We start from the raw sequence: 13,447 nt of genomic DNA, 5'->3' as shown, positions 1-13,447 counted from the left end.
GGGGAGAGGTCTGTCGCGGGCCGGCCCGATGGCGTCTGGTAGACCGGGCGGCCGGCAGCGAGGAGGTTCCGTGGCTCGACCCGCCCGCAACCGCGGTGAGTGGCGCCCGGCCGCTCACCTGCCGGTGGCGCGCGTCGCGGTCGACGTCGCGCTCGCCCACCTGGACCGCCCGTTCGACTATTGCGTTCCCGAGCATCTCGACGCGGTCGCCGTGCCGGGGGTGCGGCTGCGAGTGCGTTTCGCCGGGCGTCTGGTCGACGGCTTCCTGCTGGAGCGGGTGGCCGAGTCCGCCCACACCGGCAAGCTCGCCTGGGTGGAGAAGGTGGTCTCACCCGAGCCCGTGCTCAGCCCCGAGGTGGCCGCGCTCTGCCGCACGGTCGCCGACCGGTACGCGGGCGTGTTCGCCGACGTTCTGCGCCTCGCCGTGCCGCCCCGCCACGCCCGGGTGGAGAGCGAAGCGCCCCAGGAGCGAGCCGAGCCGACCACCGAGCCGGTAGACGAACCCTGTGGTGAGCCTGCGCCGCAGCCGGCGGATTCCGATGTCCCGGCTGTCGCGGAGCTCGCCCGGCGGCCCGGGGGCGATTCCGTAGCGGCCAATGCTCTTCCCGAACGCGATCCCGTCGGCGGGCCCACGGATTCCGCAGGCGCAACCTCGCATCGGCCGGCTGGCGAGTCCGACCGCCCCGGGGGTGGTGGTCCTGCGGCCGACTCCGGTGACAGGCCCGGGGAGCGGCCTGCAGATCCCGCCGATCTTCCGGTCCCCGAGCACCCGCAGCGGCCTGGAGCCGGGCCTGTGGGTCCGGCCGGTGGGGAGCGTGCTGACCGGCCCGGTGGCGAGCCTGCGGAGCGGGGTGGCGCGGGGTCCGTAGACCAGTCCGCGGGAGATCGTGCTGACCGGCCCGGTGGCGAGCCGGCGGCGCGGAGCGGAGCGGAGTCCGCAGACCAGTCCGGGAGTGGTTCCGCGCAGCTGCCCGGCGTCGTACCTGACGCGTGGCGGCGCTACCAGCGCGGGTCTGCCCTGCTCGACGCGCTCGCCGGTGGCCGGGCCGCCCACGCCGTCTGGCAGGCACTGCCGGGGGAGTGCTGGCCCGAGCGGCTCGCCGAGGCCGCCGCGGCCACGGTCGCCGCTGGGCGCGGGGCCGTGCTCGTAATGCCCGACCAGCGCGACGTCGCGGCGCTCCACGACGCCTGCGCCGCCCGGCTCGGTGCCGGTGAGGTGGTCGCGCTCACCGCCGAACTGGGCCCCGCGGAGCGGTATCGCCGGTGGCTCGCGGTGCGCCGCGGGCAGGTCCGGGTCGTCGTGGGCACGCGTTCGGCGGCGTTCGCGCCGGTGGAGCGGCTCGGCCTGCTCGCCGTCTGGGACGACGGCGACGATCTGCACGCCGAACCCCGGGCTCCCTACCCGCATGTCCGCGACGTGCTCGTGCTGCGGGCCCATAACGCGGGGGCGGCGCTGCTGGTGGGGGGCTTCGCCCGCACCGCGGAGGCCCACCTGCTCGTCGAGTCCGGGTGGGCCCGCGAGGTCGTCGCCGATCGCGCCACCGTCCGAGCCGCCATGCCGCGGATCACCGCGCTGGAGGAGACCGCGGGCCAGTTCGTCCGCGACCCCGACTCGCGTGCTGCCCGGCTGCCCCACATCGCGTTCGAGGCGGCCCGCTCGGCGCTCGGTTCCGGGCTGCCGGTGCTCGTGCAGGTCCCGCGGGCGGGGTATCTGCCCTGGCTTGCATGCGGTGCCTGCCGGGAGTCCGCCCGCTGCCGCCATTGCGCGGGCCCGCTCGGCCTCGCCCACCAGGGCGGACGTGCTGCGGCGGACGCGCGCTCCACCGATGTGGCACGCGCAGGCCCATCGGACGCCGCGTCGGCCGGGCTTCCGCACTGCCGCTGGTGCGGCCGGGCCGACAGCGCGTTCCGCTGCCCGGCCTGCGGGTCACGGCGGCTGCGAGCGGGGGTCGTCGGGTCCGGACGCACGGCCGAGGAGCTCGGGCGGGCGTTCCCCGGCATCACCGTTCGCTTGTCCGGCGGGGGTGCACCGGTGCACACCGAGGTGGCCGCCCGGCCGGAGCTCGTGGTCGCCACCCCCGGTGCCGAGCCGCGCGCCCCAGGTGGCTACGGCGCCGCGCTGCTGCTCGACGGGTGGGCGCTGCTGTCGCGGCCCGATCTCCGCGTGGCTGAGGAGACTCTCCGGCGCTGGATGGCTGCCGCGGCGCTGGTCGTCCCGCACACCCGTGGCGGTCGGGTGGTCGTCATGGCCGACGCCGCGATCCCGGTGGTGCAGGCCCTCGTGCGCTGGGACCCTGCGGGCCACGCGGCGGCCGAGTACGCGTCGCGTGCCGAGGTCGGGTTCCCGCCCGCGATGCGCATGGCGGCCGTCGAGGGCAGCGCGGCGGCCGTCGCGGACGTCCTGGCGGAGCTGCCGAAGGCGGTCGAGGTGCTCGGGCCGGTCGAGGTCGACCCGATCGGGCCGAGCGCGGGCGGCCCCGGCGACGAGCCGACCGAGATCCGCGAGCGTGCGCTGCTGCGCGTGCCACGCGCGGAGGGCCGGGCCATGGCCGCGGCCCTGCATGCCGCGCAGGCGGCGCGCACCGCTCGCAAGGTGCCCGATCCGGTGCGGGTGCGCCTCGATCCCGTCGAGATCGGCTGACCACCGCGGGTGGCGGTCGGTCCGGTCGGGGCACCGATGCCCGCGTGGCAGAATTGAGGGCCGCGCCTGCCCGCTCCGTTCGTTTGTCCGCCGTTCGTCTGCCCGCTGTAGTCGCAAGGAGATCTGTGTCCGTCCAGCCGATCAGGCTCTTCGGCGATCCCGTACTGCGCACCCCGGCCGTCGAGGTCACCACCTTCGACGCCGAGCTGCGCAAACTGGTCGCCGACCTCACCGACACGATGCACGACGAGGGTGGCGCGGGCCTGGCGGCACCGCAGCTGGGCGTCGGCCTCCGCGTGTTCACCTACGACTGCGACGACTTCGCAGGGCACCTGATCAACCCGACCTTCGACGTCGTGGGCGACGAGGAGCAGATGGGGCCGGAAGGGTGCTTGTCGATCCCCGGGCTGCGCTGGGACTGCCGCCGGCACCTGCACGTGGTGGCCCGCGGCTGGAACGAGCACGGTGAGCCGGTCACGGTCGAGGGGAGTGAGCGGCTCGCCCGCTGCATCCAGCACGAGACCGATCATCTCGACGGCGTGCTGTTCGTCGACCGGCTCGACGCGGAGACCCGCAAGCAGGCCATGGCCGAGATCCGGGCCGCCGAGTGGTTCGGTGCCCCGGCGCCGCGCGTCCAGGTCAGCCCGCATCCCCTCTTCGGCAAGGCCAGGTAGTTCCCGTGAAGCTCGTGTTCGCCGGCACCCCGGAACCCGCGGTGCCGTCCCTGCGGGCGCTGCTCGAGTCGACGCGGCACGAGGTGGCCGCGGTGGTCACCCGTCCGGATGCGCCCGCCGGCCGGGGCCGCAAGCTCGTGCGGTCGCCGGTGGGAGCCCTCGCCGACGAGGCCGGCATCCCCGTGCTCACCCCCCGCCGGCCCTCGGAGCCCGAGTTCCTCGCTCAGCTCGGCGAGCTCGCGCCGGACTGCTGCCCGGTCGTCGCCTACGGGGCTCTCGTGCCTCGTGCCGCGCTGGATATCCCGCGCCAGGGCTGGGTCAACCTCCACTTCTCGCTCCTCCCGGCCTGGCGCGGTGCCGCACCGGTGCAGGCGGCGGTGCGCCACGGCGACGAGGTCACCGGCGCCACCACGTTCCTGCTCGAGGAGGGCCTCGACACCGGGCCGACGTTCGGCGTGGTCACCGAGACCGTGCGCCCGGCCGACACCGCGGGTGACCTGCTCGGCCGGTTGGCCACCTCCGGGGCGGCGCTGCTGCTCGCCACCATGGACGGCATCGCCGACGGCACCCTGCGCCCGCAGCCCCAGCCCGCAGACGGCGTGTCACACGCGCCGAAGGTGACCACCGCGGACGCCCGCGTCGAGTGGGCGCTGCCGCCACTGGCGCTCGACCGCCTGATCAGGTCGGTCACCCCGGAACCCGGTGCGTGGAGCACGTTCCGCGGCGAGCGGCTCGGGCTCGGGCCGGTGGCACCCGTGACGGACGCCGAGCCACCCGTCCTCAAACCGGGAGAGCTGCACGTGGAGAAGCGCCGGGTTCTGGTCGGCACGGCCACGGCGGCGCTGCAGCTGGGTGAGGTGCTCCCGGTCGGCAAGCGCGCGATGCCGGCGCCGGACTGGGCACGCGGGGCACGGATCGAGCCGGGGGAGCTGCTGACATGACCCGGCGGCCCCGACTTTTCGATCTACCGGTCCGCGGTGACGCCCGCGCATCCGCCGCGGGGATCGCTGCGCGACAGGATGCCCGCGGTCGCGGGCGGTTCACCGCGGAGCGGTCGTCGTCCGTGCGTGTCGGCGTCGCTCCGTGCGGGTGGGCGGCATGAGCGCCCCCGGACGGCGGCCCCGCAGGCGGCCCGGGCCCGAGCCGGGTGGCACCCATCGTCAGGCCGGACCACCGCGGGGGCGCGTGGGGCCGCCGCGTCCGCCGGAACCGGACCCCTCGCGCCTGGCCGCGCTCGAGCTGCTCACCGCGGTGCGCGTGCGCAACGCCTACGCCAACCTGGCACTCCCGGCGATCCTGCGGCGCCACCGTCTGCGCGACCGGGAGGCCGCACTCGCCACCGAGCTCGGCTACGGCACGCTGCGGGCGCGCGGCCTGCTCGACGCGGTGATCGAGGCCTGCACGGACCGGCCGCTGATCCGTGTGGAGCCCGCGCTGCTCGACGCCCTCCGGCTCGGGTCCTACCAGCTCCTGCGTACCCGGATCCCGGCCCATGCGGCCGTGGACACCACCGTGGAGCTCGTGCGCGGCGACGCGGGGAGCCGGGCAGCGGGCTTCGTCAACGCGATCCTGCGCAAGGTGGGAGAGCGTGACGAGCAGGCCTGGGTGGAGCGACTGGCTCCACCGGCCGACGAGGACCCGGTGGGCCATGCGGCGATGGCGCACGCCCATCCCCGGTGGATCGCCCAGGCGTTCGCCGACGCGCTGCGTGCCCCCGAGGAGCTCGACGCCGCCCTCGCCGCCGACGACGCCCGGCCCGCGGTGCACCTGCTGGCACGGCCGGGTGAGATCACCGCGGAGGAGCTGGCCCTCGTGACGGGCGGTGAGGTGGCGCCGTACTCCCCGTACGGGGTACACCTCGAGCCGGGCACCGGCGACATCGGCGAGCTCGACGTGGTGAACGAGGGGCTCGCCCTGGTGCAGGACGAGGGCAGCCAGCTGGTGGCGCTCGCCCTCACACGGGCCGAGCTCACCTGCGACGACACGGCCCAGTGGCTGGACCTGTGTGCCGGCCCCGGCGGGAAGACCGCGCTTCTCGGCGGTATCGCCGCCCTGGAAGGCGCGACCGTGGACGCCGTGGAGGTGAGCACCCACCGGGCCGACCTCGTGCGCCGGGCCACCGACGGCCTCCCGGTCGCCGTGCACACCGCGGACGGACGCGAGGCACCGCTGCCCGATGCCGCCTACGACCGCGTGCTGGTGGACGCGCCGTGCACCGGGCTCGGAGCGCTGCGGCGGCGTCCCGAGGCGCGCTGGCGGCGCCAGCCGGAGGACGTGTCCGGGCTGACGAAGCTCCAGCGCGAGCTGCTGACGGCGGCGTTGCGCCACGTGCGGCCCGGCGGAGTGGTGGCCTACGTGACGTGCTCCCCGCACCTCGCCGAGACGCTGGGCGTGGTGACGGGCGTGCTGCGCAAGCATCCGAAGGTGGAACAGCTCGATGCCAGGCAGTACCTGCCCGGCGTGCCCGACCTCGGCGAAGGCCCCACCGTGCAGCTCTGGCCGCATCGGCACGGAACCGACGCCATGTTCCTCACAATGCTGCGTGCGTGAACCGGGCTCAGCGGGCCTTGCCGCCCTTGGCGGCGGCCCGGTCGAGTGCCCAGTCGACCGCCAGGTCCAGGTAGTCGACCACCACGTCCTCCTCGCTCGCTCCGGCGTCGACCTCCACGCGCACGTCCCGCGTACGGCGGCCTTCGCCGAGGAGCCTTCCGTGGGGATCCGGCAGGTCGCCCCCGTGCTCGAAGCCGACGTTGACCCCACCGTCGCGGGGGAAGAGCGCGCACACGTACCCGGCACGCGGATGGTGGAAGGCGAGCCCGTGCCATCCGGAATTGACGCGCTCGCGAAGGTCGGGATGGGCGGCGCGCACCACGGCGCGGAGCCGGTGGACGAGCGCCGCGACAGCGGGCAGCTCGCCGACGAGCAGCTCCTCGAGCTGCTCGTCGATCGACACGGGTGCTGGCATGGCGACATACAAGCGTGTGACACCGACAGTTCCGGCGGCGGCACCCGGAGCGCCGCGCAGCCCCGGAGCGGCTGCGAGACGCTGTCGCCGGCCGGTCAGGCGGCGGGCCGGGCCGCCCACCGCCCGACGCGTAACCTTCCGCGCGTGCATCCGTTCATCGCCCCGAGCATCCTCGCGGCAGACTTCGCGCGGCTCGCTGACGAGGCCGCAGCTGTGGCCGGCAAGCCCGATCGCGGTGCCGACTGGCTGCACGTCGACGTGATGGACGCTCACTTCGTGCCCAATCTCACAATCGGGCTGCCGGTCGTGGAAGCGCTGCTGCGCGCCACGGACATTCCGCTGGACTGCCACCTGATGATCGAGGATCCCGACCGTTGGGCGGTGGGCTACGCCGAGGCGGGCGCGCACAATGTGACTGTGCACGTCGAGGCGGCGCACGACCCGGTGGCCCTCGCTGCGGATCTGAGGGCGGCCGGGGCGCGGGCCGGTCTCTCGATCAAGCCGGGCACGCCGCTGGAGCCGTACGTGGAGACGTTGCGGCACTACGACACCCTCCTCGTGATGAGCGTGGAGCCCGGGTTCGGCGGGCAGAGCTTCATGCCGGAAGTGCTCGACAAGGTGCGGGCGGCGCGCCGGATGGTGGACACCGGCCACCTCACCCTGCTGGTGGAGATCGACGGCGGGATCAACGAGTCGACGATCGAGGCGGCGGCCGAAGCCGGTGTGGATTGTTTCGTGGCCGGCTCGGCCGTGTACGGCGCCGAGGACCCGGCGCGGGCGGTGGAGGCGTTGCGCGAGCAGGTGGTGCGGGCGTCGGCGCACCGGGGGTGGGCGTCCTGAACGGGCGTTGCTCCCGGCGAGGATGATCGCGCGGGTAAGGATCAGCGGCGGCTCGCGTTGTAGACGTTGCAGCTGCGGCGGCGGAAGGGGAGCTCCCAGATGTTCACCGGGATCGTCGAGGAGATCGGCGAGGTGGTCGGTGTGCGCGAGAGTGCCGAGGTGGTGGTGCTCACCGTGCGCGGCCGGACCGTCACCTCGGACGCCCGCCACGGTGACTCGATCGCCGTGAACGGCGTGTGTCTCACGGTGGTGGATCCGGACGGGAGCACCGACGGCACGTTCACCGTGGAGCTCGTGCCCGAGACGCTGAAACGCACGAGCCTCTCGGCCGTGGCGACTGGGGCACGGGTGAACCTGGAGCGCGCCATGCCCGTGACGGGCCGGCTCGGCGGCCACATCGTGCAGGGCCACGTCGACGGCGTGGCGACGCTGCTCTCCCGTACCCCCGGCGAGCGCAGCGACGAGCTGCGGTTCAGCCTTCCGCCGGAGCTGGCGCGGTACGTGGTGGAGAAGGGCTCCATCGCTGTGGACGGCGTGTCGCTGACCGTGGCAGGTGTGACGTCCGACAGCTTCGTGGTGGCGCTGATTCCGACGACCTTGTCACATACCACACTCGGTTTGCGGGAGGCGGGGGATACCGTGAACCTGGAGGCTGATGTCGTCGCGAAGTATGTGGAACGGCTCGCTGCCGGGTACGTCGGTGGTGACCGCCCCACTGACGCGGTGGCCGTCGGCGAGGAGGCCAGAGCCCGGTGAGCGGGGCAGAAATAGGTGGTCCGGTGAACGGTGGGTCGATGGACGGACAGGAATCCGCGGAGGAGGCGGCACCCGGCACCGCCGGTGACGCCGCGAACTCGGCCGGGGCGCCGCTGAGCGGCTTCGAGGCGATCGAGCGGGCAGTGGCCGACCTGCGTGCGGGCAAGCCCGTGGTCGTGGTCGACGACGAGGACCGCGAGAACGAGGGCGACCTGATCTTCGCGGCCGAGATGGCCACGCCGGAGCTCGTGTCGTTCATGGTGCGCTACACCTCCGGCTACATCTGTGTGGCGCTCACCGAGCAGGAGTGCGACCGTCTCGACCTGCCTCCGATGCACCACTCCAACGGCGACAACTTCCGCACCGCGTTCACGGTGACGGTGGACGCGAAGGCGGGGATCACCACCGGGATCTCGGCCACCGACCGGGCTCACACCATCCGGCTGCTGGCCGACCCGGCCGCGGGCCCCGCCGACCTCGTGCGCCCTGGCCACGTTCTGCCGCTGCGAGCCCGTGAGGGCGGCGTGCTGCGCCGGGCCGGGCACACCGAGGCGGCCGTGGACCTCGCTCGGCTCGCCGGGCTCTCCCCGGCGGGCGCACTGTGCGAGATCGTGTCGCAGAAGAACGAGGGTGACATGGCGCGTGGCGACGAGCTGCGCGTGTTCGCCGAGGACCACGACCTCACGCTGATCACGATCTGTGACCTGATCGCCTACCGCCGTCGCTTCGAGAAGCATGTGGTGCGCGTGGCGCAGGCCCGCATCCCCACCGCGCACGGCGACTTCATCGCCTACGGCTACGACTCGCTGCTCGACGGGATCGAGCACATCGCGATGGTGCGCGGCGACGTGGGCACGCCGGAGAGCAGTGGCGAGGACGTGCTGGTGCGGGTGCACTCCGAGTGCCTCACCGGCGACGTGCTGGGCTCGATGCGCTGCGACTGCGGCCCGCAGCTCGACGCGGCGCTGGCCGCCGTGGCCGAGGAGGGCCGGGGCGTGGTGCTCTACATGCGTGGGCACGAGGGCCGGGGGATCGGCCTGCTCCACAAGCTGCAGGCCTACCAGCTGCAGGAGGCCGGAGCCGACACCGTGGACGCCAACCTGGCGCTCGGTCTGCCGGCCGACGCCCGGGACTACGGCATCGGCGCGCAGATCCTGGCCGACCTCGGCATCACGTCGATGCGACTGCTCACCAACAACCCCGACAAGCGCGCCGGGCTCGAGGGCTACGGCCTCACCATCATCGGCCGCGTGCCGTTGCCGGTGCGGGCGAGCCGCGAGAACCTGCGCTATCTGCGCACGAAGCGCGACCGGATGGGCCACGACCTGCCCGGTCTCGACGAGGTGTCCCCGCCCGTGACGGCGGACGGGACCGGCACGTGAACGAGGTGGACACGAGATGAGCGGCGAGGGACGACCGGCCCACCAGGAGATCCCGGACGCCTCGCGGCTGCGGTTGGCCGTGGTCGCCACCACCTGGCACGCCGACATCGTGGACACGCTCCTGGAGCGCGCGCTGGAGATCGCGCAGAAGGCCGGCGTGGAGAGCCCGACGGTGGTGCGGGTGCCGGGCACCGTGGAGCTGCCCGTGGTCTGCCAGGAGCTCGCCACCAACCACGACGCGGTGGTGGCGCTCGGAGCGGTGATCCGCGGTGGCACCCCGCACTTCGAGTACGTCTGTGACGCCGTGACCGCCGGGCTCACGCGTGTGGCGCTGGACGAGCGCACCCCCGTGGGCAACGGCGTGCTCACCTGCGACACCAGGGCCCAGGCGGTGGATCGCTCCGGCGCTCCCGGGTCGGTCGAGGACAAGGGCGCGGAGGCGTGCCTCGCCGCGTTGCACACCGCGGTGACGCTGGGTGAGCTACGAGGCCGGCGATGACCGATCCCGGCCGCACCCCGGCGCCCGCAGCCCCATCGGCTGCAGCTTCCGGCGCTGCGGCCCGCCGCGAGGCCGAAGAGGCCGCGGCGACCACCGCCCCCGACACGACTGCGGCGGCCGCGGAGCGGGACGCCGACGGGCCGGCCCGCGACTCTCGTGCAGAAGCGGCGGCCCGTGCACCGCGGGCGGCCGGGCCCGGTGAGACCGTGGTGGTGCGACCCCGCAAGGTGATGATCGCCGCATGGGTGGGTGCCGTGGCGGTGTTGGTGCTCTTCACCGTGGTGGCCGTGCTGCTGCGAGGTAGCGAGACCGGCGTGTACTTCCGGTTGGCCGACCAGGTGGCCCTCGTGGTGCTGGGGCTTCTGATCGCGGGCGGCGTGCTCCTGCTCGCCCGGCCGCGCGTGCGCGCCGACGCCGAGGGCATCGAGGTGCGCAACATCCTGACGACCCAGCGGCTGTCCTGGCAGGTCGTGCGCCGGGTGGCGTTCCCCGACGGGGCGTCGTGGGCGCGGCTGGACCTGCCCGATGACGAGTACCTGCCGGTGCTGGCCATCCAGGCCGTGGACGGGTATCGGGCCGTGGAGGGAATCGCGCGCCTGCGGGCCTTGCACTCTGCCGCTCGCACATCCTGACCGGGTTCGCGGCTGGTCGTCGGGCCTTTCGTGCGGGACCGTGCGGTATGGGTGCCGTTCGCCGGAGAGCGTGGATGGACGCACGTACCATCGGGGCCGTGCTTCGTGCTCGTGATCATGTCGACCGGGAGCCGTTCGGCGAGGAAAGTGTGCGCCTCGGCGACATCGTGCTCCGCAACCGGCTGGTGACCTCGTCGAGCCTGCTCGGCTACGGGGTGTCCAACAGCCGGCTCGTGCCGTACGGCATGAGCCCGGTGTCGCTGTTCGTGCCGCTGGCGGAGTTCGGGGCGGTGACCACGAGGACGTTGACCGTGGAGCCCCGCGAAGGCCACTTCACGACGCGCGACGAGTACGCGCTGAGTGAGCTGCCCGACCTCCTGAAGCGGTACGGGAAGGTGCTGCGCGGCACCGACGCCGGCTGGATGAACGCGTTCGGCTGGTGCAACGTCGGGATCGACGCCTACCTGCGCGACTACTACCCGCGCACCCGCGACCAGCGGGTGATCATCTCCCTGGGCGGATTCTCCGCCGAGGAGTTCGTGACACTCGTGGACCGGGTGAACGCCGCTGTGCCGGCTGGGGACATCGCCGCGGTGGAGTTCAACGTGTCCTGCCACAACGTCAACTTCGACTTCTCCACGATCCTGCAGGACGTGCTGGACGAGGCGGTGCCCCGCAGCAACCACCCCGTGATCCTCAAGCTCTCGCCCGACTACGACTACCTGCGCAACGCGGAGCAGGCCGTGAAGGCCGGGGTGTCGGCACTGACAGCGATCAACACCGTGAAGGCGCTTCGGCTCGACCCCCGAACGGGCGAGCCCTGGCTGTCGAACCGTTACGGCGGCCTCTCCGGGCGGGCGATCAAGCCGATCGGGCTGCGCGTGGTGAGCGAGCTGCGCGAGGCCGGGGTGACGCTGCCGATCATCGCGACCGGTGGGATACGCACGGTGGACGACTGCCGCGAGTACTTCTGGGCCGGTGCCGATGCCGTGAGCCTCGGCAGCGCGACCTGGCTCGCGAGCTACCCCGGTTACGCGCTCGCTCCGTTGCGCGCCCTGCACGTTCGGCGCGTGCTGAAAGCCGTTCGGCGCTACGGAGCGCTGCCGCCCCGCTCCGCTCCGTCGCCCTGAGCGACGATCTTCATCCGAACGGGACGGGCGGTACGCCGCGTGGCGGAACTGCTCACGGATGAGTGGAAGCGCGACACGGCACGATGAACGCGGCACGATGAGATCCGGCACGACGAACCGCCCACAGCACTCCCAGCAGGGCACGACGGACAGGGCACGATGACGGTGGAGGGCGGGAACCAGCTGGATCGCGTGCGGGCGGCGGATCGTCGGCCGCGCGTGGTGCTCCTCGACGTCTACGAGACGATGCTGCAGGTGGAGGCGCTGCGCTCGCGCTTCGTGGACGTGGGTCGCCCCGATCACGAGTGGGAGCTGTTCTTCACTCGCACCGTGCGCGACGGGATGGCCCTCACGCTGGCCGGCGGCGTGCGCCCGTTCGCCGAGGTGGCCAGGGCGGCGTTGCGCACCACCACGGAGCACACCCTTTCGGATGAAGCGCTCGACCACGTGCTGGCCGGCTTCGGCGAGCTGCCTCCTCACCCGGACGTGGAGCCCGCGCTGCGGGCGTTGGCACGGGCGCGGATCCCGGCCTACGCCTTCACACAGGGAGGGGCGGCGGTGGCGTCGGACGCCCTGGATCGTGCGGGGCTGCGCACCTACCTGCGGGGAGTGCTCTCCGCCGAGGAGATCCGCTCCTTCAAGCCGCCTGCCCGCGTGTACAACTGGGCGTGCCAGCAGGTGGACGCTCCGGGCGACCGGGTGGCGTTGGTGGCCGTGCACTCCTGGGACGTGCACGGGGCCGTGCGGGCCGGGCTCGTGGGCGGCTTCGCGAGCAGGCTCGAGGGCGCGGTGCCCGACGTGGTGGCTCGCCCGCACGTGGTGGGCAAGGATCTCGAGCAGGTGGCCGACCGGCTCATCGCCCTGCCTGCCTGACCTGCCGGCGGGCATCTCAGGCGCCTAGGAGGGTGCTGAACAGCTCCGCCCGTAGCGAGCGGTGATCCAGGTGCAGTGTCGTTGCGGGACACCCGCGCCCGGGCGACCGCAAGGCGGAGGAGGGGCCGATACCGCTGTTGTATCGGGCCCGACGACAACGCCGCGAGGGCGCTGCCTGGGCGCCGCGCAGTAGGGCCGAGCTGTTCAGCGCGCTCCTAGGGCGCGGTGCCGGTCGTTGCCGGCGCCGAGCCCGCCGAGGCCGAGATCGGCCCGCTCGCCCGCCCTGGCCCCGGCCGCGAATCCGGAGCCGGACAGCACGCTGCGCCGCGCTGAGGCCAGCCGCGGGAAGGCGGCGGAGTAGGCGCGGTCGACCTGCTCACGTCTGTCGGCCAGCACCAGCGCGACGGACGGGCCACTCGTCCCGGTCTCGGACCGGGCCGCGCCGGCGGCACGCTCCTCGGCGCCGGTCAGCCGTCGATGCACCTCGACCGCGAACCCGTGGAGCCACGAGCGCCGGTAGGCGGCCACGGACTCACCGAGCGCCGGCGGCCGCACCCGGACCAGCTGTGTGCTGGCCTGCAACTGCAGTGACGTGTAGAGCAGCTCGACGCGCTGCCGATCCGATTCGTGACCGAAGACGGTGACCGCGGCAACCTTGCCGCCGCGGGCCCCGTGGAGCACCCAGCGGCAACCGAGCGCGGTGGCCGTCCAGCCGAGCAGCCTGGCCTTGCCTGCGCTGTAGGGATCGTCCATCGCGATCCGCTGCGGGCCGATGCGGTCGCTGCCGGGGCGCGCGGCGGCGAGCAACGCGGCGTCGACGCCGTGGCGGGCCATCAGCTCCATCGCCTTGGCCGTGTAGGTCTCGGCCTCGGCCGCCGTGGCTGCACGCTCCGCCTTCGCGAGCAGCTTGCGGATCGTGTCGAGCTTGTCGAGCCCCATCGGATCCCCCCGATTGTTCGAACGCGCGTTCGCATCGAGGGCAAGTCCTATCACGGGCGGCCGACAGATCCGCCTACACCACACGCGGGACGCGCCGAGCGGGCGGTCCGATCACG

General features: G+C 73.6%; 13 protein-coding genes. 11 read left to right on the top strand and 2 right to left on the bottom strand.

The genetic code is table 11. The features are described 5' to 3' along the window. Positions 1–70: 70 nt before the first annotated feature. The 4 genes from MMF94_RS21585 to MMF94_RS21570 all read left to right on the top strand — a co-directional run bounded on the left by MMF94_RS21585 (position 71) and on the right by MMF94_RS21570 (position 5,865). Positions 71–2,641, top strand: a complete 2,571-nt coding sequence (locus MMF94_RS21585; protein WP_338104292.1) for a primosomal protein N' family DNA-binding protein — start codon at positions 71–73, stop codon at positions 2,639–2,641. Positions 2,642–2,766: 125 nt separating this feature from the next. Continuing rightward, the gene (def, locus tag MMF94_RS21580) at positions 2,767–3,315 is read left to right on the top strand and encodes a peptide deformylase (protein ID WP_241038945.1); all 549 of its coding nucleotides are present in this window, start codon (positions 2,767–2,769) and stop codon (positions 3,313–3,315) included. A 5-nt stretch (positions 3,316–3,320) separates the two neighbouring features. Next, positions 3,321–4,256 carry a methionyl-tRNA formyltransferase gene (gene fmt, locus MMF94_RS21575; RefSeq protein WP_241038944.1) on the top strand — a complete coding sequence of 312 codons (936 nt, stop codon included), beginning with the start codon at positions 3,321–3,323 and terminating at the stop codon, positions 4,254–4,256. 157 nt (positions 4,257–4,413) lie between these two features. Next, positions 4,414–5,865, top strand: coding sequence for an RsmB/NOP family class I SAM-dependent RNA methyltransferase (locus MMF94_RS21570; protein ID WP_241038943.1), 1,452 nt, complete (start codon positions 4,414–4,416; stop codon positions 5,863–5,865). Positions 5,866–5,872: 7 nt separating this feature from the next. Here MMF94_RS21570 and MMF94_RS21565 read toward each other — a convergent pair whose 3' ends face one another. After that, on the bottom strand, positions 5,873–6,280 hold the full coding sequence (locus MMF94_RS21565; protein WP_241038942.1) for a DUF1801 domain-containing protein: 408 nt from the start codon (positions 6,278–6,280) through the stop codon (positions 5,873–5,875). 144 nt (positions 6,281–6,424) lie between these two features. Between MMF94_RS21565 and rpe the strand changes: the two genes are divergently transcribed. The 7 genes from rpe (at position 6,425) to MMF94_RS21530 (ending at position 12,392) form a co-directional block, all read left to right on the top strand. Continuing rightward, positions 6,425–7,120, top strand: coding sequence for a ribulose-phosphate 3-epimerase (rpe, locus tag MMF94_RS21560; RefSeq protein ID WP_241038941.1), 696 nt, complete (start codon positions 6,425–6,427; stop codon positions 7,118–7,120). Between the two features lie 99 nt (positions 7,121–7,219). Then, the gene (locus MMF94_RS21555; RefSeq protein WP_241038940.1) at positions 7,220–7,876 is read left to right on the top strand and encodes a riboflavin synthase; all 657 of its coding nucleotides are present in this window, start codon (positions 7,220–7,222) and stop codon (positions 7,874–7,876) included. Positions 7,877–7,914: 38 nt separating this feature from the next. Beyond that, the gene (locus MMF94_RS21550) at positions 7,915–9,258 is read left to right on the top strand and encodes a bifunctional 3,4-dihydroxy-2-butanone-4-phosphate synthase/GTP cyclohydrolase II (RefSeq protein WP_241038939.1); all 1,344 of its coding nucleotides are present in this window, start codon (positions 7,915–7,917) and stop codon (positions 9,256–9,258) included. Between the two features lie 16 nt (positions 9,259–9,274). Further along, the gene (gene ribH, locus MMF94_RS21545) at positions 9,275–9,757 is read left to right on the top strand and encodes a 6,7-dimethyl-8-ribityllumazine synthase (protein ID WP_241038938.1); all 483 of its coding nucleotides are present in this window, start codon (positions 9,275–9,277) and stop codon (positions 9,755–9,757) included. A 230-nt stretch (positions 9,758–9,987) separates the two neighbouring features. Further along, a complete protein-coding gene (locus tag MMF94_RS21540) occupies positions 9,988–10,389 on the top strand; it encodes a PH domain-containing protein (RefSeq protein ID WP_241039134.1) in 402 nt (133 codons plus the stop codon). A 74-nt stretch (positions 10,390–10,463) separates the two neighbouring features. Further along, positions 10,464–11,519, top strand: coding sequence for a beta/alpha barrel domain-containing protein (locus tag MMF94_RS21535; RefSeq protein ID WP_241038937.1), 1,056 nt, complete (start codon positions 10,464–10,466; stop codon positions 11,517–11,519). Positions 11,520–11,678: 159 nt separating this feature from the next. Beyond that, complete coding sequence (locus tag MMF94_RS21530) at positions 11,679–12,392, top strand: HAD-IA family hydrolase (RefSeq protein ID WP_241038936.1); 714 nt, start codon at positions 11,679–11,681, stop codon at positions 12,390–12,392. A gap of 204 nt (positions 12,393–12,596) precedes the next feature. Here MMF94_RS21530 and MMF94_RS21525 read toward each other — a convergent pair whose 3' ends face one another. Then, entirely contained in the window at positions 12,597–13,331 is a 735-nt protein-coding gene (locus MMF94_RS21525) for a DUF2786 domain-containing protein (protein ID WP_241038935.1), read from the bottom strand. Positions 13,332–13,447: the final 116 nt, after the last annotated feature.

It is taken from the genome of Pseudonocardia alaniniphila (assembly GCF_022524485.1).
GTDB classification, from domain to species: Bacteria; Actinomycetota; Actinomycetes; order Mycobacteriales; family Pseudonocardiaceae; genus Pseudonocardia; species Pseudonocardia alaniniphila.
Note: the sequence above shows the minus strand (reverse complement) of the source record. Positions and strands in the feature narration are given on the sequence as shown.